We start from the raw sequence: 20,612 nt of genomic DNA on the forward strand, positions 1-20,612 counted from the left end.
GTCACGTGGTCAGCCGGAGGCCCGGTACGTGGCCATGGCCTGGTCGAAGAAGGTGTCCACCGACCGCTGCTCGTCCATCGGGCCGCGCACCTGGAGCAGGTGATAGCGGTCGCCCAGGATCATCGCGGCGTTGCGCACGTAGATCTGGCGGCCGCCACTGTCGTTCCAGTGGAACGTGCCCTCCGCCGTCGCCGTCCCGCCGACGTCGACGCGCCGCAGGCCGGAGGAGCCCGACCAGGACGAGGCACGGTACGGGGCCAGTTCGGGCTCCCTGTCCTGCTGGTAGGCCATGGGGTCGCCGCCGAACTCGGCCACCGTGTCCCGGCCCGGCACCACGATCAGCTCGTAGTCCCCACCGGCGTAGACGACCTGGCCGCGCGCGTTCTCGCCGCGTCGCTGCCAGTCCTCGGCGACGGCCACGGCGAAGCCCTTGGCGTCCTTGCGCAGGGCGAAGCCCTTCGCGGCACCGGAACCGGCACCCGCACCGGCGCCGTCGGTGGAGGCCCGGCCCGCCGTACCGGCGGGGGCGGAGCCGCCCGGCGCCGCGCTCAGCGCACCGGCCGCGCCCGTACGGTCCACCGGGGCGCGCCCCGTGCCCTCCTCCGCGCGCGGCATGAACAGCACCGCGTACAGCACGGCCCCGACGAGGGCGAGCAGGATCAGGCCGAGCAGCAGCCTGCCCAGCCGCAGCGGGGAGGCCGTCGCGGGCACGCGCTCCTCCCGCAGATGGCCCGTGGTGTGGAGGCCGCTCCTCTCCCGCGCGCGGGGCGGCTCCCCGCGCCGCTCGGCCGCCGTCCGCTTGTGCCGCCCGTGGGCATGCTCCGGGGCCTGGGCGGCCGTCGCGCCCCGGGCGGACGCGCGGACGCGCCGCCCCCGGACCAGCTCGCCGCGCCGGCGGACGACCGGAAGCCGACGCGGATCGCCGGGGGCGGGGGCCCCGATCGACGGCACGGTGACGGTCCGGCTGCCGAGCTCGGGCTCCGGGGCCGACCGGATCAGCGAGCGGAGCCAGCCACGGAGCTCCTCGAACTCGGGCCGCTCGGCGGGATCCTTCCGCATCAGCGACTCGACGACCGGACGCAGCGCGCCGCACTCCTCGGCGTACGCGGGCGGTTCCGCGCAGACGACCTGGACGAGCTCGGCCGTGCTCTCCTCGGGGTAGGGGGCGTGGCCCTGGACGACGCGGAAGAGCAGGGCGCCCAGGGCCCACAGGTCGGCGGCGGGGCCGACGGGGGGCGCGAGCTGCCAGTTCTCCTGCACCGGCCAGGCCTGTTCGGGCGCCCAACGCTCGGTGACGGCGCCCACCACGACCATCCGCGCCTGCCGGGCACGCTCGGCGGCGAGCGCGTCGGCCGGGCCCTTGGGGTGCCCCCAGCCGTTCGAGGACCGCCCCGGCGAGGCCGCCGCCGAACCATTGGCGGGTCCACCCTGCCCGGGCCCGCCCTGCCCCGGCGCGGCGGGCCCGCCTTGAGCGGGTACGCCGGGCTGAGCACCCCGGCCCGGCGCGCCGGGCTTGCCCTGGGCGGATACGCCGGGCCGCCCGCCCTGCCCCGGCACCCCGGGACCGCGCGCGCCACCGGTTTTCGCCCCACCGGCACCAGCCCCACCGGTACTCGCCCCACCTGCACCCGCCCCGCCGCGCACCAGGCCGTCCGGGGTCCAGGGGCGGGTGGTCTCCGGGGCGGGGGCGGTGCCGCTGGACGCGTTGCCGCCGCCCCAGGTGGAGGCGCCGGCGGCCGGGCGGGCGGCGCCTTCGGCCGCCGCGCGCGCGGCGGCGCGGGCTGCCGCGTGGTAGGCGGCGATCGCGCCGGAGCGGGCCGCGCGGGCGTTCCGGGCCTCGTCCGGCTCGTCCCCCGCGCCGTGGGGCTCGACGGCGCCCGAGGGCGCGGTGGCGCCCGTCGCGGCGCCGCCGCCCTGCCGGGGGACGCCCCCGGCGCGCGGGCCCGGGCCGCCGGGAGCTCCGCTCCCCGGCCCGTACGGCGAGGGGCGCGGCCGCTCGCCCCGGGCCGCCGCCTCCGGGACCGGGTCGTAGCCGCACAGCGCCTCCTCGGCCGCGCCCGCGGCGAGGCCGGTGAGGATGGCACGGCCGTCGTCACAGATGAGGACGGTCCGGGCGGTGATGTTGCGGTGGGTCCAGCCCTGGGCGTGGAGGGCGCGCAGGGCCGTGAGGACGTCGGCGGCCACCTCGGCCGCGCGGTGCGGGGAGAGCGTGCGCTCGGCGAGCAGGGCGGCCAGCGGGCGGGCGGAGACGAGCTCGCTGACGATCCAGAGGCTGCCCGCCTCGGCGAAGACGTGGAAGACCTGGTCGAGCCGGGGGTGGTCCGGGATCTGCGCGGCGGCGGTGGCGGCCACCAGCGCGCGGCGCACGGCCGGGTCGCCGGGCCCCGAGGAAGGACGCCGCGCTCCCGCACCTCCGGCCGTCGGCCCGGCCGGGCCCCGGGCGGCGCCGGGGCTGTGGGAGCCGTCCAGGACCTCCGCGTCCACGACCTCCGGCAGCGGGACCTGCCGGACCAGGACCTCCTGGCCGCTGTAGGTGTCGAAGGCCCGGGTCTCCACCAGCTCGAACGCCTCGGACGGGGGCAACGGCAGACGGTAGCGGTCGGCGAGCACCCGGCCCGCGTAGTCGTCCACGACGCCTCCCCACTCGTGCGATCCGCCGTCGCACGGCCCGCCCCGACACCCCTCGACACGCACCGAGGCCCCCCGAGGCACCCCGACCCGCGGCACCCCGGCGCGCCGACCGGCAGTCAGAACCGGTCGTTCAGCGGTGCCTTGCGGCGTATCGCGACTGCGTACGGTCCACGACGACTCACGATACGTGCCGAACCCGCCCCTTAGGGCGCGTACGGCTCAGTACGTCCCCACCAGTCCGGCCCGGTATGCGCGCGTGTCCCTCCCGTCCCGGGAGCTCACACGGCGTCACACCGCGTCACACGGCGACGCGCGCGCCGGCGCGCGTCAGTTCGCGCGCGAGAAGCCGTCGAGGCCGTCCCGGCCACCGTGGCCGTCCGGGGCGGTGTACACCGGTGCGGTCGAGACGATCGCGGCCTTCTTGTGCTTCGTGGACGAACCGTTCTTGCCGCTGTCGTCCTTGTCGCCGCTCACGGCGATGGCGATCACCGTGCCGATGACGGCGAGGACGACCACGACCGCGGCGACGAGCAGCACGCGGCGCGGCACGATGTCCATGAGCGAGGCGCGGCCGTAGGTCGTGCCACGGGCGTCGCGGGCGCCCCTGGCGCCGGCGGCGACGCTGCCGACCCGCAGCCTGACCGGCTGCCCGGCGCCCTCGGGCTCGGCGGTGACGGACGAGCCCGTGTCCGCGTCCCGCAGGGGCCGGAAGGCGCCCCGCGACGGCACGGACGGCGAGCCGGACGCCCCACCGGACACGCCTCCGGCCCGGGAGGACGGCGCCGACGAGGAACGCGAACCCGCTCCGGCGGAGGACGAGCGGGACGACGAGGAGGACGCGGCGGCCGAGGATCCCGTCGGCCCCGAGGAAGCCGGGCCCCGGGACGTCGGCGCGGACGACCGGGCGTCGTCGTAGCCGTACCCGCCGCGCTCCTTCTTCGGCCGCGCCGGAGCCGCCGCGCGGACCGGCTTCTCCGGTATGGACGGCACGGCGATGGCCTGGGTGGCCTCCAGGTCGGGCTGGGGCTCGGGCGGCTTGGGCAGCCGCTCGTCCGGGGCGTTGACGGCGTCCGTCAGCAACGCCCGCGCCCCCGCCTCGTCCAGGCGCTTCTGCGGGTCCTTGGCCAGCAGCCCGTACATGACCTCCGCCAGCGGGCCGGCGTTGCGCGGCGGTCCCAGGGGCTCGGTCATGACGGCCGTGAGGGTCGCGATCGCGGAGCCCTTGTCGTACGGCGGGGCGCCCTCGACGGCCGCGTACAGCAGGCCGCCGAGCGACCACAGGTCGGCGGGCGGGCCGGGCTTCTGGCCGCGGGCGCGCTCGGGGGATATGTACGAGGGGGCGCCGACGAGCATGCCCGTCGAGGTGACCGACGGGTCGCCCTCGACCTGCGCGATGCCGAAGTCGGTGAGGACGACGCGGCCGTCGTCCGCGATGAGGACGTTGGAGGGCTTCACGTCGCGGTGGAGGATGCCCTCGCGGTGCGCGGCGCGCAGCACGTCGAGGACGGCGAGCCCGACCTCGGCGGCCCGGCGCCACTTCAGCGGCCCGTCCTCGCGGATGACGTCGGCGAGCGAGCGGCCTTCGATGAGCTCCATGACGATCCACGGACGGTCGTCCTCGTGGACGACGTCGTAGACGGTGACCGCGCCGGCGCTGCGGATCCGGGCGATGGCCTTGGCCTCGCGCAGCGTGCGCGTGATCAGGCGGCGCTTCTCGTCCTCGTCGATGTTGGACGGGAAGCGCAGCTCCTTGACCGCGACCACGCGGCCCAGGGTCTCGTCCGTCGCCCGCCAGACCGTGCCCATGCCACCGCGCCCGAGGACGTCCCCGAGGCGGTATCGCCCGGCGAGGAGGCGCCCTGCCGTGCCCTGCGTCTGCTCCGCCTCCGACATGCGTCCCCTCTGGCAATCAGCTCTGCGACCAACCGACCCTGGCAGAGGGACCATTGTCTCTCATCCGCGGACCAGCGGAAGGCCAGGGTCCGAGAGCCCTGGTGAGGAGCGTGTGCCGACGCGCGCCGGGGCGGTGCCGAGGACGACGGGATGCGGTGGCGTCGTCGCCCGTTCCCCTGAACAGGACCTGTCACTCCCACAGGACACGGTTGGGCGACGGGCGGTTCCCGAAGCTGCCGGGCTGTCACACAGCGCTCATGCGCGCAGCGCGTACCTGTAAAGGACACGTATGGCCCCGGACGGCCCGTCAGACCGGCTGGATGTCCGGCGCGCCCAGCCGGGCCGCGTCCGCCGTCAGGTCGTCGGGCTGCCGCTGCGACTCGCGCTCGGCCTCCACGCGCTTCTCGTAGTGCTCGACCTCCTTGTCGACCTGGGCCGCGTCCCAGCCCAGCACGGGCGCGATCAGCTCGGCGGCCTCGCGGGCGCTGCGCGTGCCGCGGTCGAAGGTCTCGATCGAGATCCGCGTCCGCCGGGTGAGGACGTCGTCGAGGTGGCGCGCGCCCTCGTGGGAGGCGGCGTAGACGACCTCCGCCCGCAGATAGTCCTCGGCACCGCCCAGCGGCTCGCCCATCGCGGGGTCGGCGGTGACGTAGGACAGCACCTCGTCCACCAGCGAGCCGTAGCGGCTGAGCAGGTGTTCGATCCGCGCGACGTGCAGCCCGGTGCGCCGGGCGAGCTGGGCGCGCCCGTTCCACAGGGCCTTGTACCCCTCGGCGCCGACGAGCGGGACGTCCTCGGTGACGCAGTCGGCCACCCGCTGGGCGAGCCCGTGCACGGCCTCGTCGACGGCGTCCTTCGCCATCACCCGGTAGGTGGTGTACTTGCCGCCCGCCACGACCACCAGCCCCGGCACGGGGTGGGCCACCGTGTGCTCGCGCGAGAGCTTGCTGGTCGCGTCCGACTCGCCGGCCAGCAGGGGGCGCAGCCCGGCGTAGACGCCCTGGACGTCGTCGCGGCTGAGCGGCACGGCGAGCACCGAGTTCACGTGTTCCAGCAGATAGTCGATGTCGGCGCTGGAGGCGGCGGGGTGGGCCTTGTCCAGGTCCCAGTCGGTGTCCGTCGTGCCGATGATCCAGTGGCGGCCCCAGGGGATGACGAAGAGCACGCTCTTCTCGGTACGCAGGATGAGCCCGGTGGTGGAGTGGATCCGGTCCTTGGGGACGACCAGGTGGATGCCCTTGGACGCCCGCACGTGGAACTGGCCGCGTTCGGCGATGAGCTGCTGGGTGTCGTCCGTCCACACCCCGGTGGCGTTGACGATCTGCCGGGCGCGGATCTCGAACTCGCCGCCCTGTTCCAGATCCCGCACCCGGGCGCCGACCACGCGCTCGCCCTCGCGCAGGAAGCCCACGACCCGCGCCCGGTTGGCGACGTCGGCGCCGTAGGCGGCGGCGGTGCGCACGAGGGTGGTGACGTAGCGCGCGTCGTCCATCTGGGCGTCGTAGTACTGGAGGGCGCCGACCAGCGCGTCCTTGCGCAGGCAGGGCGCGACCCGCAGGGACTTCCGGCGGGTGAGGTGGCGGTGGGCGGGCAGCCCTCTGCCGTGGCCCGAGGAGAGGGACATGGTGTCGTAGAGGGCCACGCCCGCGCCGGCGTAGAAGCGCTCCCAGCCCCTGTGCTGGAGCGGGTAGAGGAAGGGCACCGGCCGCACGAGGTGGGGGGCCAGCCGCTGGAGCAGCAGCCCGCGCTCCTTGAGGGCCTCGCGCACGAGGGCGAAGTCGAGCATCTCCAGATAGCGCAGCCCGCCGTGGATGAGCTTGCTGGACCGGCTGGACGTGCCGGCCGCCCAGTCCCGCGCCTCGACGAGGCCGGTCACCAGCCCGCGGGTCACCGCGTCCAGGGCGGTGCCGGCGCCGACGACGCCCGCGCCGACGACGAGGATGTCCAGTTCCCGCTCCGCCATTCGGGCGAGAGCCTCGCCGCGCTCGGCCGGGCCGAGTGTCGCTGTCCTCACCACTGCCTCCCGCCTGGCCGCTCCCGCCGCCGCTGCCGCCACCGCTGCCGGGGGCCGCGCGGACGGAGCCGGGACCGAACGTCGTGACGCGTCCTGCTTCGATGCTGCCCCAGATCGGCCGTTCCGGCCGCGCCACGACCGCCTCCGGACCGTCCGCCGCGACGCGGCCCCGGTGGATGTGACCCACAAATACCGGATAACAGTCATATATCCCCCTAAGCTGATGTACCGGGTCGCTTTATCCGGGTTCATCCGGAACCGGAACCCACCGGACACCGCCTCCGGACGTCACCTCCGGGAAGGACCGCATCGCGCCATGCCCGCCATGCCCGCAGATCTCGCCGTCATCGGCCTCGGTCACCTCGGGCTCCCGCTCGCCCAGGCCGCCACCGCCGCCGCCATCCCCACCGTCGGCTACGACACCGACGCCCGCACCGTCGCCGAGCTCCGCGCCGGACGGCTGCCCCCGGAGGGCGCCGACGGCTTCACCGCGAGCCTGATCCGCCGCATGGTCTCCGCCGGCTTCCGCGCCACCACCGAGGACGCCGAGCTCGGCAGGGTCCGCACGGCCGTGATCTGCGCCCCCACCCGGCTGGGCGAGGACCGGGCACTCGACCTCGACGCCGTCGTCGCGGCGGCCCGCGCCCTCGCGGCCCGGCTCCGGCCGCACACCACCGTGATCCTGGAGTCCGCCGTCTACCCCGGCACCACCGAGGACCTGCTGCGCCCCATCCTGGAATCCGGCTCCGGGCTCCGCGCCGGCCAGGACTTCCACCTCGCCTACTCCCCCAGCCGCCTCGACCCCGGCAACCGCCGCCACGGCCTGGCCAACACCCCCAAGGTCATCGGCGGCCTCACCCCCGCCTGCACCGAGGCCGCCGCCGCCTTCTACGGGCGCATCTGCGAGAAGGTCGTCCGCGCGCGCGGCTGCCGCGAGGCCGAGGCGGTCAAGGTCCTGGAGACCAACTACCGGCACGTCAACATCGCGCTCGCCAACGAGATGGCCGTCTTCTGCCACGACATCGGCGTCGACCTCTGGGACGTCCTGCGCTGCGCGGAGACCAAGCCCTTCGGCTTCCAGGCGTTCCGCCCCGGCCCCGGCGTCGGCGGCCACGGCGTCCCCATCGACCCCAACTACCTCTCCTACAAGGGCCGCAGCCTCGGCTACCCGCTGCGCATGGTGGAGCTGGCACAGGAGGTCAACGGGCGGATGCCGCGCTACGTCATCCAGCGCTGCGCCACGCTCCTCAACGAGCACGGCAAATCCGCGCGCGGCGCCCGGATCCTGCTGCTGGGCGTCAGCTACAAGGCCGACATCGGCGACCAGGAGGGCTCACCGGCCCGCGAGATCGCCTCCCGGCTGATCGAGATGGGCGCCCTGCTCAGCTACCACGACCCCTACGCCGCCCAGTGGCGCGTCATGGGCCAGCCCGTGCCGCGCGCCGACTGCCTCTACGAGGCCGCGGCCGCCGCCGATCTGACGGTGCTTCTCCAGCACCACCGCACGTACGACCTCCAGGGGCTCGCGGTCAAGGCCCAGCTGCTGCTGGACACCCGGGGCGCGAGCCCCACCGGAGCGGCGCACCGGCTGTGAAACGCGCCCCGGCCGCAACACGCGCGCCGGGGCCGGGCGGGGCTACAGCCGGCCCGACAGCAGGCGTGGCTGGGCGTCCAGCACCGTGCGCATCGAGGCGAAGTTCTCCACGCAGCGGCCGGTGCCGACGGCGACGCAGTCGAGCGGCTCGTCCGCGACGAACACGGGGATGTCGAGCTCCCGGCTCAGCCGGACGTCCAGGCCGCGCAGCAGCGCGCCACCGCCGGTGAGCACGATGCCCCGTTCCATGATGTCGCCGGAGAGCTCCGGCGGGGTCTCGTCGAGCGTCTGGCGCACCGCCATCACGATGGCGTCCACCGGCTCGGCGAGCGCGTGGCGGATCTCGTCGGCCGTCAGCTCCAGCGTCTTGGGCAGACCGCTGACCTGGTCCCGGCCGCGCACCGTCAGCCGGTCGCCGGGGCGCAGCCCCTGGGTCTCCTCCGGGTCGCCGCCGCCCGCGTCCGCGTAGCCGGTCGGCGAGGCCGAACCGATGCTCAGCTTGATCTCCTCGGCGGTGCGCTCACCGATGGCGAGGGCGTACTCCTTCTTGACGTAGGAGATGATCGCCGCGTCCATGGCGTCGCCCGCCGTGCGCACCGAGCGCGCGGTGACGATCCCGCCCAGCGAGATCACCGCGACCTCGGTGGTGCCGCCGCCGATGTCGACGACCATGCAGCCGGTCGGCTCGCTGACCGGCAGCCCCGCGCCGATCGCGGCCGCCATGGGCTCCTCGACCAGGTGCACCTGCCGGGCACCGGCCTGCGACGCGGCCTCGATGACCGCCCGTCGCTCGACGCCCGTGATGCCCGAGGGCACGCACACCACGACGCGCGGGCGGGAGAAGCGGCGGTTGCCCATGACCTTCTTGATGAAGTGCCGCATCATCCGCTCGGCTATCTCGAAGTCCGCGATGACGCCGTCCCGCATCGGGCGGATGGCGACGATGTTCGAGGGGGTACGGCCGATGGTCTCCTTGGCCTCGGAGCCGACCGACAGCACGCTGCCGTCCTCGGCGTTGACCGCGACGACCGAGGGTTCGTTGAGCACCACTCCCTTCCCCCGGACATACACCAGCGTGTTCGCGGTGCCGAGGTCGATACCCATGTCCCTGCCGCTGAACGACTTGCTTTGCGCCATAAGTCGCCAGTATTCCCTACGATCGAATGCTTATACGGCGCTGACGTCGGGGGCAGGCCATGCGAAAGGCCCGGCCCGCCGGGGAGAACCCCCAGCGGGCCGGGCCTTGGAAGACGAAGCGTCAGCGCTTGTCGTGCTGCGACGGGGCGACCGTCACCTCGACGCGCTGGAACTCCTTGAGCTCGCTGTAGCCCGTGGTGGCCATCGCGCGGCGCAGCGCGCCGAAGAAGTTCATCGAGCCGTCCGGGGTGTGCGAGGGGCCGAGGAGGATCTCCTCGGTGGAACCCACGGTGCCCAGGTTCATGCGCTTGCCGCGCGGCACGTCCTCGTGGACGGCCTCCATGCCCCAGTGGAAGCCACGGCCGGGGGCGTCGGTGGCGCGGGCCAGCGGGGAGCCCATCATCACGGCGTCGGCACCGCAGGCGATGGCCTTCGGCAGGTCGCCGGACCAGCCCACGCCGCCGTCGGCGATGACGTGGACGTAGCGGCCGCCGGACTCGTCCATGTAGTCCCGGCGGGCGGCAGCCACGTCGGCCACGGCGGTGGCCATCGGGACCTGGATGCCCAGGACGTTGCGGGTGGTGTGCGCGGCGCCGCCGCCGAAGCCGACGAGGACACCGGCCGCGCCCGTGCGCATCAGGTGGAGGGCGGCGGTGTAGGTGGCGCAGCCACCGACGATCACCGGGACGTCGAGCTCGTAGATGAACTGCTTGAGGTTCAGCGGCTCGGCGGCGCCGGAGACGTGCTCGGCGGAGACGGTCGTGCCGCGGATCACGAAGATGTCCACGCCGGCGTCGACGACGGCCTTGGAGAACTGCGCGGTGCGCTGCGGGGAGAGCGCGGCGGCGGTCACGACACCGGAGTCGCGGACCTCCTTGATGCGCTGCCCGATCAGCTCCTCCTTGATCGGAGCGGCGTAGATCTCCTGGAGGCGCTTGGTCGCGGCGGTCTCGTCCAGCTCGGCGATCTCGGCGAGCAGCGGCTCCGGGTCCTCGTAGCGGGTCCACAGACCCTCGAGGTTGAGCACGCCCAGGCCGCCCAGCTCACCGATGCGGATGGCGGTCTCGGGCGAGACGACCGAGTCCATGGGGGCGGCCAGGAACGGCAGCTCGAAGCGGTAGGCGTCGATCTGCCAGGCGATCGAGACCTCCTTCGGGTCGCGGGTACGGCGACTCGGGACGACGGCGATGTCGTCGAACGCGTACGCCCGGCGGCCGCGCTTGCCGCGCCCGATCTCGATCTCAGTCACGTGTGTGGCCCTTCACTTTCCTTGGCGCTCCGTCTGCCGCATACCAGTATCCCCGACGCGGCGGAGCCCGCGGCCTGAGCGGTCGCGGGCTCCGACGGACTTCTGTGCGAAGCTCCGACTACTACCGACGGGAGTAGTTCGGCGCCTCCACCGTCATTTGAATGTCGTGCGGGTGGCTCTCCTTGAGGCCCGCGGACGTGATCCGCACGAAGCGGCCCTTGTCCTTGAGCTCCTGGATGTCGGCCGAGCCGACGTAGCCCATGGAGGCGCGCAGGCCGCCGACGAGCTGGTGGGCGACCGAGGACAGCGGGCCGCGGTAGGGCACCTGGCCCTCGATGCCCTCGGGCACCAGCTTGTCCTCGGAGAGGACGTTGTCCTGGAAGTAGCGGTCCTTGGAGAAGGAACGCGCCTGGCCGCGGGACTGCATGGCGCCCAGCGAGCCCATGCCGCGGTAGGACTTGAACTGCTTGCCGTTGATGAAGACCATCTCGCCCGGCGACTCCTCGCAGCCCGCGAGCAGCGAGCCGAGCATCACCGTGTCGGCGCCGGCGGCGATGGCCTTGGCGATGTCGCCCGAGTACTGCAGGCCGCCGTCGCCGATCAGCGGGACGCCCGCCGCGTGGCACGCCTGGGCGGCCTCGTAGATCGCGGTGACCTGCGGGACGCCGATGCCGGCGACGACGCGGGTGGTGCAGATCGAGCCCGGGCCGACACCGACCTTGACGCCGTCCACGCCCGCGTCGATCAGGGCCTGGGCGCCGTCACGGGTGGCGACGTTGCCACCGACGACATCGACGCTGATGTTGGACTTGATCTTGGCGATCATGTCGAGGATGCCCCGGCTGTGGCCGTGGGCGCTGTCGACGACCAGGAAGTCCGCGCCGGCCTCGACGAGCGCCTGGGCGCGCTCGAAGGCCTCGGCGCCGACGCCCACCGCGGCGCCGACGACCAGGCGGCCCTCGGCGTCCTTGGCGGCGTTCGGGTACTTCTCGGCCTTGACGAAGTCCTTGACCGTGATAAGGCCCTTGAGCACACCGGCGTCGTCCACCAGCGGCAGCTTCTCGATCTTGTGGCGGCGCAGCAGCTCGATGGCGTCCTCGCCGGAGATGCCCACCTTGCCGGTGACCAGCGGCATCGGGGTCATGACCTCGCGCACCGCGCGGCCGCGGTCCATCTCGAAGGCCATGTCACGGTTGGTGACGATGCCCAGGAGCTTGCCCGACGGGTCGGTGACCGGCACACCGCTGATGCGGAAGCGGGCGCACAGCGCGTCGGCCTCGGCCAGCGTGGCGTCCGGGCGGACGGTGATCGGGTCGGAGACCATGCCGGACTCCGAGCGCTTGACGAGGTCGACCTGGTTGGCCTGGTCCTCGATCGAGAGGTTGCGGTGGAGCACGCCCGCGCCGCCCTGGCGGGCCATGGCGATGGCCATGCGCGCCTCGGTCACCTTGTCCATGGCGGCGGACAGCAGCGGGATGTTCACACGTACGTTGCGCGAGACCCGGGAGGCGGTGCTCACGCCGTTCGGCAGGACCTCGGAGGCGCCCGGCAGCAGCAGGACGTCGTCATATGTCAGACCGAGCATCGCGAATTTCCCGGGCATTCCGTCGACGTTGTCAGTCATGACACCTTCCCAAATGGTCTTGCCCCAGCGAGGACTACCATGCTAACGGCCGTGGCGGGTGTCCCATTCCACGAGCTCTGAGGCTCGCGTCACTTGGATTTTCCTACGAGAACACCCGCGACACGCCTCGCTCCTACTGTTCGGCGAGCGCCCTGAGCCTGCTGAGCGCACGGTGCTGGGCGACCCGGACGGCGCCGGGTGACATTCCCAGCATCTGCCCGGTCTCCTCGGCGGTCAGTCCGACGGCGACGCGCAGCAGCACGAGCTCGCGCTGGTTCTCCGGGAGGTTGGCGAGCAGCTTCTTCGCCCACTCGGCATCGCTGCTGAGCAGTGCCCGCTCCTCGGGCCCGAGCGAGTCGTCGGGCTGTTCCGGCATCTCGTCGGAGGGCACCGCCGTGCTGCCGGGATGGCGCATGGCGGCGCGCTGGAGGTCGGCGACCTTGTGCGCGGCGATGGCCACGACGAAGGCCTCGAAGGGGCGCCCGGTGTCGCGGTAGCGCGGCAGGGCGCACAGGACGGCGAGACAGACCTCCTGGGCGAGGTCGTCCACGAAGTGCCGGGCGTCGCCCGGCAGCCGCGAGAGGCGCGTACGGCAGTAGCGCAGGGCGAGGGGGTGCACCAGGGCGAGCAGATCGTGGGTGGCCTGCCGGTCGCCCTCCACCGCACGGGCCACGAGCGCGCCAATGGCGGTGGTGTCGTCGTCGCGCATCGGTCCATGGTGCCCCGGCGCCGGATGCTCCGTGGCACCGCCCTCGTGGTTGTGCATCGAACCGTTACGCGTCGGTGTCCTCGCACTCACGTCTAGCGCCTCCCCCTTTCGGGTATGCCCGCCCCAGCACTCACGACTCCACCGATAGCTTGCACCCGTGCCGTGCGGCACGTGGCAGGGCTTGTCCGTCATGAGGTCTCTTCTGGCCGAGCGAGAAACCTCGGCCTCCGCCGGGGAGGAGTCACACCTCAAGGATGCGGCATCCCTCGAGGTTTCGGCGTCGGGCCGGTGGGGCGGCGAGGACGCGGTGCGCGCCACGGGGGTCGCGGTGGGCACCACCCGCCGGGGTGGCGCGCACCGTGACCTCGAGACGCCGCGCGCCACACCGCCTCAGCGGACCAGGCCCCAGCGGAAGCCGAGGGCCACCGCGTGCGCCCGGTCCGAGGCGCCCAGCTTCTTGAACAGCCGTCGCGCGTGGGTCTTCACCGTGTCCTCGGAGAGGAAGAGCTCGCGGCCGATCTCCGCGTTGGAGCGGCCGTGGCTCATGCCCTCCAGCACCTGGATCTCCCGCGCGGTGAGGGTGGGCGCGGCGCCCATCTCGGCCGAGCGCAGCCGCCGGGGGGCGAGCCGCCAGGTGGGGTCGGCGAGCGCCTGGGTCACGGTGGCGCGCAGCTCGGCGCGCGAGGCGTCCTTGTGCAGATAGCCGCGCGCTCCGGCGGCGACCGCCAGTGCGACCCCGTCGAGGTCCTCGGCGACCGTGAGCATGATGATGCGCGCGCCGGGATCGGCGGAGAGCAGCCGGCGCACTGTCTCCACACCGCCGAGTCCGGGCATGCGTACGTCCATGAGAATGAGGTCCGAACGATCGGCGCCCCAGCGGCGGAGGACTTCCTCGCCGTTGGCCGCCGTGGTCACGCGCTCGACGCCGGGCACGGTCGCCACCGCGCGACGGAGCGCTTCTCGGGCAAGCGGGGAGTCGTCGCAGACGAGGACGGATGTCATGGCCGCCCTCCGCAGCTGATGCGCGTCACCTTGAGCCTCCAGAGGCTGGTACTGGTCGTCACCTTGCGCGGTCGACGGCACCCGGGCCCTGCCACCCGCCCGACTGCTTCATGCGTCAACCGCCTCCGCACTCTCAACGACGGTCACCCGAAAGAGTTACGGGCTTGGTCGGCCGTGTTCGGCACTCTACGTGAGGGCGCGGACACGGAGCAGGGCGCACGGGGGGCGCCCGCTCCATCGGCCAAGCTATGCCCCATTTGCCCAGTCGGACCCGCATTTCTTCCCATTTACCGGTGTCTGTGGCTAGATTCAGCAATGAGTCATATTTTCATCTGCTCACACGACAGTCACGACAGATGTACGGGCACGGGCACTGCATCGGACAGATCGTTTCGAGGGGATAAGCAATGGCAGATTTCTCCCGCCTTCCCGGTCCCAACGCCGACCTGTGGGACTGGCAGCTCCTGGCGGCGTGTCGAGGGGTCGACAGCTCGTTGTTCTTCCACCCCGAGGGCGAACGCGGCGCGGCGCGCAGCGCCCGGGAAACCTCCGCGAAGGAGGTGTGCATGCGCTGTCCCGTACGCGCCGAGTGCGCGGCGCACGCGCTGGCGGTGCGGGAGCCCTACGGCGTCTGGGGCGGGCTGACCGAGGACGAGCGCGAGGAGCTCATGGGGCGCGCGAGGCACCGGCCCATCTCGGCGAGCGGCGCGGGCGCGGGCGCGATGACCGCGTGAGCGCCCCGGCCGCTCCACCGCCCGCCCCCGGGGCCGGCGGCCGCCCCCGCACGTACGCCCCCCGAACCCGCCGCGCCGGCACCCACGCCCGACGGCCGGACGTCCGCGCCCGGCGTCGGAGGGGTCAGCGGGCCGCGGCCGCCGTGAGGCGGTCGAGCATCGCCCCGACCGCCGGGACCCTGGCCAGGTCCGGGAGGGTGAGGGCGACGATCTCCCGGTGCACCACCGGCTCCACCGGCACCGTCCGCGCGCCCTTGGGCCGCAGCGACTCCAGCGCCAGCTCGGGCATGACCGCGACCCCGAGACCGGCCCCGACCAGTCCGAAGACCGCCGGGTAGTCGTCCGTCGCGAAGTCGATGCGCGGCGTGAAGCCCGCGCTCTCGCACACCTCCACCAGATGCCGCCGGCAGCGCGGGCAGCCCGCGATCCACGGCTCCCGCTCCAGCTCGGCGATCCCGATCCGCTCCGCCCCGGCCAGCCGGTGCCCCTCGGGCACCACGCCGATGAGGCGGTCGGTCAGCAGCGGCCGGACGACCAGGTCGTCCCACTCCGCGCCGGCCGCCGGGTCCGCGCCGCGCACGTCGGGGTAGCGGAAGGCGAGCGCGATCTCGCAGTCGCCCTCGCGGAGCATCTCCACCGAGCGCGGCGGCTCCGCCTCGACGAGGGAGATCTGGGTGCCCGGGTGGGCGGCGCGCATCTCGGCGAGCGCGGTGGGCACGAGCGTGGAGCTGCCGCTGGGGAAGGACACCAGCCGCACCCGGCCGGCCCGCAGTCCGGCGATGGCCGCGATCTCCTCCTCGGCGGCCGTCAGCCCGGCCAGGATCCCCGTGGCGTGGCGGACCAGCGCCTCGCCCGCCTCGGTCAGCCGCATCTCCCGGCCCGTCCGGACCAGCAGGGGCGTGCGCGCCGACTGCTCCAGGGCCTTCATCTGCTGGCTGACGGCGGGCTGGGTGCAGCCGAGCTCCCGGGCCGCGGCCGAGAACGAACCGGTGGCGGCCACCGCGCGCAGCACCCTCAGATGACGTGCCTCGATCATAGAACCGAGCATAAGACACCCTTGGGGCTGACGCGAAATAATCGCTCGACGCTTTGAGGGGCTCCGCCTAGGCTGATCGCATGGACCGCGCCATGACTTCCCCCATGCGACTGCTCTCCGTCAACATCGGCCGGGCCCTGACGGCGGGCGACCGCCCGGGCCACGAGGGCGCCTTCGCCGGCGGCCTCGCGAGCGGCATCGACAAGCGTCCCGTGCCCGGCCCGGTCGCCGTGGCCGCCCCCGGCCCGAAGGGCACGGCGGGCAGCGGCCTCGCGGGCGACGCGGTCGTCTCCCTCCGCCACCACGGCGGGAACGACCAGGCGGTCTACGCCTTCGCCCGGGAGGACCTCGACGGCTGGGAGCGGGCGCTGGGCCGCGCGCTGCCCCACGGCGCCTTCGGGGAGAACCTCACCACCACCGGGATCGACGTCAACGGCGCGCGCATCGGAGAGCGTTGGCGCATAGGTACGGATCTGCTGCTGGAGGTCACCTCGCCGCGCATCCCCTGCCGCACCTTCGCCGAGTGGCTGGGCGAGTCGGGCTGGATGCGCCGCTTCACCCAGGAGGCCGCGCCCGGGGCGTACCTGCGCGTCCTGGAGCCCGGGGAGATCCGCGCGGGCGACCGCGTCGACGTCGTCCACCGCCCCGCGCACGAGGTGACCGTCTCCTACGCCTTCCGCGCGCTGACGACGGATCAGTCGCTGCGGGCCGGTCTCCTCGCGGCGGGCGACGCCCTCCACCCCGAACTGCTGGAGAAGGCCCTGGCCTACCGGGACCGTCGAAATCGCGCCGGCGGGCGTCCGGCCGGGCGGCCGGAGGAGGGGGAAGGCAACCGGGAGGGTGTGCCGAGCACTAACGTTCCCGTATGACGACTGCACTGATCACGGGAGCCACCGCGGGCATCGGCGCGGCCTTCGCCCGGCGGCTGGCGGCCGACGGGCACAATCTGGTCATCGTGGCCCGCGACGAGAAGCGGCTGAGCGAGCAGGCGACGGAGCTCCACGACCGCCACCGCGTGGAGGTGGAGGTGCTCCGCGCCGACCTGTCGCAGGAGAAGGACATCGCGGCGGTCGAGGCCCGGCTCTCGGACCGCAAGAACCCGGTGGACCTGCTGGTCAACAACGCGGGCTTCGGCAACAAGGGCCGTTATCTCGAGGTCGCGATGGCCGACGAGCTGACGATGCTCAAGGTGCACTGCGAGGCGGTGCTGCGGCTGACCTCGGCCGCGGCGGCCGGGATGCGGGAGCGCAGGCGCGGTGGCGTGGTCAACGTGGCCTCGGTCGCCGCGTTCGTCCCCCGGGGAACGTACGGGGCGAGCAAGGCGTGGGTGGTGCAGTTCACCCAGGGCGCCGCGCGGGACCTGGCGGGCAGCGGGGTGCGGATGATGGCGCTCTGCCCCGGCTTCGTCCGGACGGAGTTCCACCAGCGGGCCGGCATGGGCACGGACAACGTGCCCGGCTGGATGTGGCTGGACGCCGACAAGCTGGTCGACGCGGCGCTGAAGGACCTGGCCCGGGGCAAGGCGCTGTCCATCCCCGACCCGCGCTACAAGGCGCTGACGGGTCTGCTGAAGCTGGCCCCGCGCCGCGCGGTCTCGCGCGCCAGCGCGACGACAGGCCGTCGCTACGGGCCCAACTGACGGCGCGAACCGGCGGGTGACGCGAGAACGGGCCGGGGCCCGGCCTCCCCACGAGGGAAGGCCGGGCCCCGGCCGTATCACCCGGATGGGCGAAGGTGCGTCAGTGGGCGTGGCCGTGACCGTGACCGGCCTCGGCGGGCTCCTCTTCCTTCTTCTCGACGACCAGGGTCTCGGTCGTGAGCAGCAGGGAGGCGATGGACGCGGCGTTCTCCAGGGCGGAGCGGGTGACCTTGACCGGGTCGATGACGCCGGCCTTCACCAGGTCGCCGTACTCGCCGGTCGCGGCGTTGAAGCCCTGGCCCGCCTCGAGCTCGGCCACCTTGGAGGTGATGACGTAGCCCTCGAGGCCGGCGTTCTCGGCGATCCAGCGCAGCGGCTCGACGGCGGCGCGGCGGACGACGGCGACACCGGTGGCCTCGTCGCCCTCCTTGCCGAGGTTGCCCTCGAGGACCTTGACGGCGTGGACCAGCGCGGAGCCACCACCGGAGACGATGCCCTCCTCGACCGCGGCGCGGGTCGCGGAGATGGCGTCCTCCAGACGGTGCTTGCGCTCCTTGAGCTCGACCTCGGTGGCCGCGCCCACGCGGATGACGCAGACGCCACCGGCGAGCTTGGCGAGGCGCTCCTGGAGCTTCTCGCGGTCCCAGTCCGAGTCGGTGGTCTCGATCTCGGCCTTGATCTGGGCGACGCGGCCCGCGACGTCCGCGCTGTTGCCGCCGCCGTCGACGATCGTGGTGTCGTCCTTGGTGACGGTCACGCGGCGGGCGGTGCCCAGCACGTCCAGACCGGCCTGGTCGAGCTTGAGGCCGACCTCCTCGGCGATGACGGTGGCACCGGTGAGGGTGGCCATGTCGCCGAGCATCGCCTTGCGGCGGTCGCCGAAGCCCGGGGCCTTGACGGCCACGGCGTTGAAGGTGCCACGGATCTTGTTCACGACCAGGGTCGACAGGGCCTCGCCCTCGACGTCCTCGGCGATGATCAGCAGCGGCTTGGAGCCACCGGCCTGGATGATCTTCTCCAGCAGCGGGAGGAGGTCCTGGATGGCGGAGATCTTGCCCTGGTGGATCAGGATGTACGGGTCGTCGAGGACGGCCTCCATACGCTCCTGGTCGGTGACCATGTACGGCGAGAGGTAACCCTTGTCGAAGGCCATGCCCTCGGTGAAGTCCAGCTCCAGACCGAAGGTGTTCGACTCCTCGACGGTGATGACACCGTCCTTGCCGACCTTGTCCATGGCCTCGGCGATCAGCTCGCCGACCTGCTTGTCCTGCGCGGAGAGCGCGGCGACGGCGGCGATGTCGGCCTTGTCGTCGATCGGACGGGCGGTGGCCAGGAGCTCCTCGGAGACGGCCTTGACCGCAGCGTCGATGCCCTTCTTCAGGGAGGCCGGGGAGGCGCCGGCGGCGACGTTGCGCAGACCCTCGCGGACCAGCGCCTGGGCCAGCACGGTGGCGGTGGTGGTGCCGTCACCCGCGATGTCGTTGGTCTTGGTCGCCACCTCCTTGACGAGCTGGGCGCCCAGGTTCTCGTACGCGTCGTCGAGCTCGACCTCGCGGGCGATGGTCACACCGTCGTTGGTGATGGTGGGGGCGCCGAACTTCTTGTCGATGACGACGTTGCGGCCCTTGGGACCGATCGTCACCTTCACGGTGTCGGCGAGCTTGTTGACGCCGCGCTCAAGGGCGCGACGGGCGTCCTCGTCGAACTTCAGGGTCTTGGCCATGGGTTACGTATCCTTCGCCGTGTCTCAAAACGAACCGCGCCCCCGGCGCCCGGCTGTGCAGGCGCGGGAACCAGGGGCACTGTTCACAAGCTTCGAAGGCTCGGGGAGCCTCGGGTGAACTACTTCTCGATGACCGCGAGGACGTCGCGGGCCGAGAGGACGAGGTACTCGTCGCCGTTGTACTTCACCTCGGTGCCGCCGTACTTGCTGTAGAGCACGACGTCGCCGACCTTCACGTCGAGCGGCAGGCGCTCGCCGTTCTCGAAGCGGCCCGGGCCCACGGCCAGGACAGCGCCCTCCTGGGGCTTCTCCTTGGCGGTGTCCGGAATGACCAGGCCGGAGGCCGTGGTCTGCTCGGCGTCGAGCGGCTGGACCACGATGCGGTCCTCAAGCGGCTTGATGGCAACCTTGGAGCTGGCGGTCGTCACGATCCGACCTCCCCCTTCGGAGATCTCACGGGGTTAACTGTCTGAGGTGGCGACCAGGAGTCCCGTCGTCGCGGGTGCCGGAACGTGCCCGTCGCTACGTTTGGCACTCACCGGTGGAGAGTGCCAACGGAGCCGAGACTATGACGCGGTTAGCACTCGGTCAAGCGGAGTGCCAATTCGGCGTGCGGCGAGCTTTGATCTACCCCGTCGGCGGGGCGGTACTCCTACGCCCTTCGCGGCGCGGCGCCCGCACTACAGATAGTCCTCCAGACGGGCCACCGTGAAGCCCTGCGCCTGAATGCTGCGCAGCATGTTGGTGACCATCTGGGTCATCGTGGTGCCCTTGAGCTCCTGGGGCCCGCGGAAGTGGGCCAGGACGATGTCGCCGGGCCGCAGCCCGCCGCCCTCCGCGTAGCGCATGTCGTTGATCTGCATCGTCGCCGTCCACAGCACGACCGCGCGCACCCCGCAGCCGGCGGCCGCGGTGAGCGTGGCGTCGTTGTAGTTGCCGTAGGGCGGGCGGAAGAGGGCCGGGCGGCTGCCGAACCGCTTCTGGAGGGAATCCTGCTGCCCGCAGATCTCGCGCTTCTGCGCCTCGGCCGAGAGGGTGCGCAGATTGGGGTGGGAGAGGGTGTGGTTGTCGATGCCGTTGCCGAGGGCGCGGAGCTTGTCGAAGTAGCCGTAGCCGGCGCCCGCGCGGGCGATGTCGTCCGTCAGGAACATCGTGAACGGCACCTTGAGGTCCGCCGCCATCCTCAGGAATGCCGGGTCCTTCTCGGCCCCGTCGTCGAAGGTCACGAAGACGACCTTGTCCTGCGTGGGGATACGCCGGATCACCTGCGGCTTCGCGCCCGCCTTGAACCCGTCGGTGAGCTTCTTCGCGGGCGGGGCCGGGGGCGCGGCCAGCGGCTTGTCCAGGCCCCAGCGGCGGTACGCGCCGGGGTCCGCCGGGGAGGCGGTGGCGGGCGCGGTGGGCGTCCCGGTCGCCCGGTGCGGCTTCGCGGGGCCGCCGGAGGAGGAGCCGGAGCATCCGGCCAGGACGCCGGCCAGCAGCAGGGCGGCGGAGGCGAGGGCGGCGGTACGTACGGAGGCGCCGACGCGTATTCGGCCGGAAACAGACGGGCTCACAGGGCTCACACACCCGATTGTTGTTCATCCGTTCGATGGCCGCGCGGGCCCCCTCGCCCTCCTCCGGCTCA

Annotated in this window: 15 protein-coding genes and 1 pseudogene; 4 read left to right on the forward strand and 12 right to left on the reverse strand. The window is 73.0% G+C overall.

Annotation, left to right across the window (positions count from 1 at the left end; all coding sequences use genetic code 11):
• Positions 1-9 precede the first annotated feature (9 nt).
• The 3 genes and pseudogenes from IE096_RS22935 to IE096_RS22945 all read right to left on the reverse strand — a co-directional run bounded on the left by IE096_RS22935 (position 10) and on the right by IE096_RS22945 (position 6,538).
• Positions 10-2,631, reverse strand: coding sequence for a serine/threonine kinase C-terminal domain-containing protein (locus IE096_RS22935; RefSeq protein WP_189454693.1), 2,622 nt, complete (start codon positions 2,629-2,631; stop codon positions 10-12).
• 1,040 nt (positions 2,632-3,671) lie between these two features.
• Positions 3,672-4,524, reverse strand: a pseudogene (locus IE096_RS32245) (serine/threonine-protein kinase); the annotation flags it as partial.
• 307 nt (positions 4,525-4,831) lie between these two features.
• Positions 4,832-6,538 (reverse strand): glycerol-3-phosphate dehydrogenase/oxidase, encoded by a 1,707-nt coding sequence (locus tag IE096_RS22945; RefSeq protein ID WP_189454697.1) that lies wholly within the window; start codon positions 6,536-6,538, stop codon positions 4,832-4,834.
• 325 nt (positions 6,539-6,863) lie between these two features.
• On the opposite strand from IE096_RS22945, the gene IE096_RS22950 reads away from it, so the two are divergent.
• A complete protein-coding gene (locus IE096_RS22950) occupies positions 6,864-8,132 on the forward strand; it encodes a nucleotide sugar dehydrogenase (RefSeq protein ID WP_189454814.1) in 1,269 nt (422 codons plus the stop codon).
• Between the two features lie 42 nt (positions 8,133-8,174).
• On the opposite strand, the gene IE096_RS22955 is transcribed toward IE096_RS22950, so the two are convergent.
• The 5 genes from IE096_RS22955 to IE096_RS22975 all read right to left on the reverse strand — a co-directional run bounded on the left by IE096_RS22955 (position 8,175) and on the right by IE096_RS22975 (position 13,853).
• Positions 8,175-9,269: a rod shape-determining protein gene (locus IE096_RS22955; RefSeq protein WP_189454698.1), complete on the reverse strand. Its 1,095-nt coding sequence runs from the start codon at positions 9,267-9,269 to the stop codon at positions 8,175-8,177.
• A 121-nt stretch (positions 9,270-9,390) separates the two neighbouring features.
• Positions 9,391-10,518 (reverse strand): GuaB3 family IMP dehydrogenase-related protein, encoded by a 1,128-nt coding sequence (locus IE096_RS22960; protein ID WP_189454700.1) that lies wholly within the window; start codon positions 10,516-10,518, stop codon positions 9,391-9,393.
• Between the two features lie 121 nt (positions 10,519-10,639).
• Positions 10,640-12,142: an IMP dehydrogenase gene (gene guaB, locus IE096_RS22965; protein WP_189454703.1), complete on the reverse strand. Its 1,503-nt coding sequence runs from the start codon at positions 12,140-12,142 to the stop codon at positions 10,640-10,642.
• A 133-nt stretch (positions 12,143-12,275) separates the two neighbouring features.
• The gene (locus tag IE096_RS22970; RefSeq protein ID WP_206279852.1) at positions 12,276-12,851 is read right to left on the reverse strand and encodes a sigma-70 family RNA polymerase sigma factor; all 576 of its coding nucleotides are present in this window, start codon (positions 12,849-12,851) and stop codon (positions 12,276-12,278) included.
• A gap of 390 nt (positions 12,852-13,241) precedes the next feature.
• A complete protein-coding gene (locus IE096_RS22975; RefSeq protein WP_003948568.1) occupies positions 13,242-13,853 on the reverse strand; it encodes a response regulator transcription factor in 612 nt (203 codons plus the stop codon).
• 407 nt (positions 13,854-14,260) lie between these two features.
• Here IE096_RS22975 and IE096_RS22980 point away from each other — a divergent pair, with 407 nt between their 5' ends.
• Positions 14,261-14,587, forward strand: a complete 327-nt coding sequence (locus tag IE096_RS22980) for a WhiB family transcriptional regulator (RefSeq protein ID WP_126914647.1) — start codon at positions 14,261-14,263, stop codon at positions 14,585-14,587.
• A gap of 124 nt (positions 14,588-14,711) precedes the next feature.
• Here the strand turns inward: IE096_RS22980 and IE096_RS22985 are convergent, their stop codons facing one another.
• The gene (locus tag IE096_RS22985; RefSeq protein ID WP_189454705.1) at positions 14,712-15,623 is read right to left on the reverse strand and encodes a LysR family transcriptional regulator; all 912 of its coding nucleotides are present in this window, start codon (positions 15,621-15,623) and stop codon (positions 14,712-14,714) included.
• 104 nt (positions 15,624-15,727) lie between these two features.
• Between IE096_RS22985 and IE096_RS22990 the strand changes: the two genes are divergently transcribed.
• Both IE096_RS22990 and IE096_RS22995 read left to right on the forward strand, forming a co-directional pair.
• On the forward strand, positions 15,728-16,492 hold the full coding sequence (locus IE096_RS22990; RefSeq protein ID WP_189454816.1) for an MOSC domain-containing protein: 765 nt from the start codon (positions 15,728-15,730) through the stop codon (positions 16,490-16,492).
• Positions 16,489-17,262 (forward strand): SDR family NAD(P)-dependent oxidoreductase, encoded by a 774-nt coding sequence (locus tag IE096_RS22995; protein WP_189454707.1) that lies wholly within the window; start codon positions 16,489-16,491, stop codon positions 17,260-17,262. Before IE096_RS22990 ends, IE096_RS22995 begins: the two co-directional genes overlap by 4 nt.
• A 100-nt stretch (positions 17,263-17,362) precedes the next feature.
• On the opposite strand, the gene groL is transcribed toward IE096_RS22995, so the two are convergent.
• From groL to IE096_RS23010, 3 genes are all read right to left on the reverse strand, one after another.
• Positions 17,363-18,985 carry a chaperonin GroEL gene (groL, locus tag IE096_RS23000; protein WP_189454709.1) on the reverse strand — a complete coding sequence of 541 codons (1,623 nt, stop codon included), beginning with the start codon at positions 18,983-18,985 and terminating at the stop codon, positions 17,363-17,365.
• Between the two features lie 119 nt (positions 18,986-19,104).
• On the reverse strand, positions 19,105-19,413 hold the full coding sequence (gene groES / locus IE096_RS23005; protein WP_083105757.1) for a co-chaperone GroES: 309 nt from the start codon (positions 19,411-19,413) through the stop codon (positions 19,105-19,107).
• Positions 19,414-19,665: 252 nt separating this feature from the next.
• Positions 19,666-20,541, reverse strand: coding sequence for a polysaccharide deacetylase family protein (locus tag IE096_RS23010; protein WP_229820540.1), 876 nt, complete (start codon positions 20,539-20,541; stop codon positions 19,666-19,668).
• Positions 20,542-20,612: the final 71 nt, after the last annotated feature.

It is taken from the genome of Streptomyces abikoensis, assembly GCF_014648775.1.
GTDB lineage: Bacteria > Actinomycetota > Actinomycetes > Streptomycetales > Streptomycetaceae > Streptomyces > Streptomyces abikoensis.

Excerpts from the sequence above, each read along its gene's own strand:
- IE096_RS22950 (WP_189454814.1), top strand. The coding sequence starts at position 6,864 with ATGCCCGCAGATCTCGCCGTCATCGGCCTCGGTCACCTCGGGCTCCCG.
- IE096_RS22955 (WP_189454698.1), bottom strand. The coding sequence starts at position 9,269 with ATGGCGCAAAGCAAGTCGTTCAGCGGCAGGGACATGGGTATCGACCTC.
- guaB (WP_189454703.1), bottom strand. The coding sequence starts at position 12,142 with ATGACTGACAACGTCGACGGAATGCCCGGGAAATTCGCGATGCTCGGT.
- IE096_RS22970 (WP_206279852.1), bottom strand. The coding sequence starts at position 12,851 with ATGCGCGACGACGACACCACCGCCATTGGCGCGCTCGTGGCCCGTGCG.
- IE096_RS22975 (WP_003948568.1), bottom strand. The coding sequence starts at position 13,853 with ATGACATCCGTCCTCGTCTGCGACGACTCCCCGCTTGCCCGAGAAGCG.
- IE096_RS22980 (WP_126914647.1), top strand. The coding sequence starts at position 14,261 with ATGGCAGATTTCTCCCGCCTTCCCGGTCCCAACGCCGACCTGTGGGAC.
- IE096_RS22985 (WP_189454705.1), bottom strand. The coding sequence starts at position 15,623 with ATGATCGAGGCACGTCATCTGAGGGTGCTGCGCGCGGTGGCCGCCACC.
- IE096_RS22990 (WP_189454816.1), top strand. The coding sequence starts at position 15,728 with ATGCGACTGCTCTCCGTCAACATCGGCCGGGCCCTGACGGCGGGCGAC.
- IE096_RS22995 (WP_189454707.1), top strand. The coding sequence starts at position 16,489 with ATGACGACTGCACTGATCACGGGAGCCACCGCGGGCATCGGCGCGGCC.
- groL (WP_189454709.1), bottom strand. The coding sequence starts at position 18,985 with ATGGCCAAGACCCTGAAGTTCGACGAGGACGCCCGTCGCGCCCTTGAG.